This window comes from Acinetobacter sp. 1566109, from assembly GCF_000582255.1.
Taxonomy (GTDB): domain Bacteria; phylum Pseudomonadota; class Gammaproteobacteria; order Pseudomonadales; family Moraxellaceae; genus Acinetobacter; species Acinetobacter nosocomialis.
Genome location: NZ_JEYB01000184.1, coordinates 1 through 1,286 on the forward strand (window position 1 = coordinate 1; position 1,286 = coordinate 1,286).

2 protein-coding genes and 1 pseudogene are annotated in these 1,286 nt (G+C 32.1%); all 3 read left to right on the forward strand.

Translation table 11 applies throughout. From position 1 onward, the window contains the following. The first annotated feature begins 214 nt into the window (after positions 1-214). Positions 215-379, forward strand: a complete 165-nt coding sequence (locus tag J582_RS26630) for a hypothetical protein (protein ID WP_221408506.1) — start codon at positions 215-217, stop codon at positions 377-379. Positions 380-392: 13 nt separating this feature from the next. Continuing rightward, on the forward strand, positions 393-821 hold the full coding sequence (locus J582_RS25285; protein WP_032048814.1) for a hypothetical protein: 429 nt from the start codon (positions 393-395) through the stop codon (positions 819-821). A 325-nt stretch (positions 822-1,146) separates the two neighbouring features. Beyond that, positions 1,147-1,286 (forward strand): annotated as a pseudogene (locus J582_RS27650) (hypothetical protein); the annotation flags it as partial.

Here is a 1,286-nt window from a genome sequence, read left to right on the forward strand (position 1 = left end):
AATGGAGTCAATTTCTCAAGACAGAACCAAATGAGGCAAATATCGTAGAGTTTGAGTGTTAAATTTTTTTATTTTATGATGAAAAGTGATTTTAACTATTAATAATTAAATTTAAAAAGCCTATCAATTTTAGATAGGCTTTTTTATAGGTAAGGATGATGGAGGTCAACCTAATGGCTCGACATTTTTTCCTCAAGGATGGTCGGAAGCAAGATTGAAATATGAACTATCAGAGACTTTTAAAAATAAGCCAGCTAGTTTACGTCCACAAGAAGGTTTTACTACTACTACACCTTCTGGGGTAAACGTTAAGTTTGTACCACCAAGCCAAAGTCCTAATTCTTCAGTGAATCAATGGTGTGGCGGGCCTTTACAATGAGGAAATAAATGAGATGAAAATTAAATTTCAATATGTTCTAAGAGAAGAGTATGAAGCTGATGAAGGAGTATATGTACCTACACTCGGTTGGGGGGTAGCCCCATATAAAAATCAAGCGGAGGGATTTGATGCATATCTTAAAGGGGATGAAGACTTTTTGGATTTTATTTCAAGCATAGATAATTTAGAACTTATATCTGAGGCTTTATTAAAAATTGAGAGTATATTGAGAAATCAAAGAAAAGAAATTATTTTTTCTCCTTACGGTGATATGGGCGGAAGTGCGAAATTTACAAAGGAAATTACGACATTTAAACTTCGTACTAACAAAACTAAAAATTATCGTGGAGAAATCTCTACTGAATTATTTTTAAAAGTATTGATTCAATGGAAAAAGTATTTGGAATCTAATACAAAAGAGTATGAGGCAGTAGTTATATAATAATTTAATTAGATTAAAGAAACATATCAATATTAGATCGGCGTTTTATATAATTAGAGAAAATTCTGCCTTTAAATCGATTCAGGAAGTGAGGAAATTCAAACTATTAGGAAGTGAATTGTTCGATCTTTTAAGAGAAGAGTTAACTGGTCAGTATGACGTTATCTATGAAAGTTAAGATAGCTTAAAAAATTACTCCCCAGTTAACCTAGTTATATGACATTCTATGGCTTCTAAAAATTTTTTAATATTTTTGAAAAATGGGGAAGTTGTAGATTTCCTTCCTAGAAAGCTCCAATTTCAAATAAATAGCTATGGATAAAACATGAATTCAATAAATCGCAGTAGTAAGTTCTTTCTTTCAGTTTTTCTAATGATGAGTCTTTCAAATACATATGCAGCAAAGACACAAGTTGAAGCGGTTGATGCTATGGAAGCTGCTGGAGCAGAAGTGGCAGAAGCGGG

Excerpts from the sequence above, each read along its gene's own strand:
- J582_RS25285 (WP_032048814.1), top strand. The coding sequence starts at position 393 with ATGAAAATTAAATTTCAATATGTTCTAAGAGAAGAGTATGAAGCTGAT.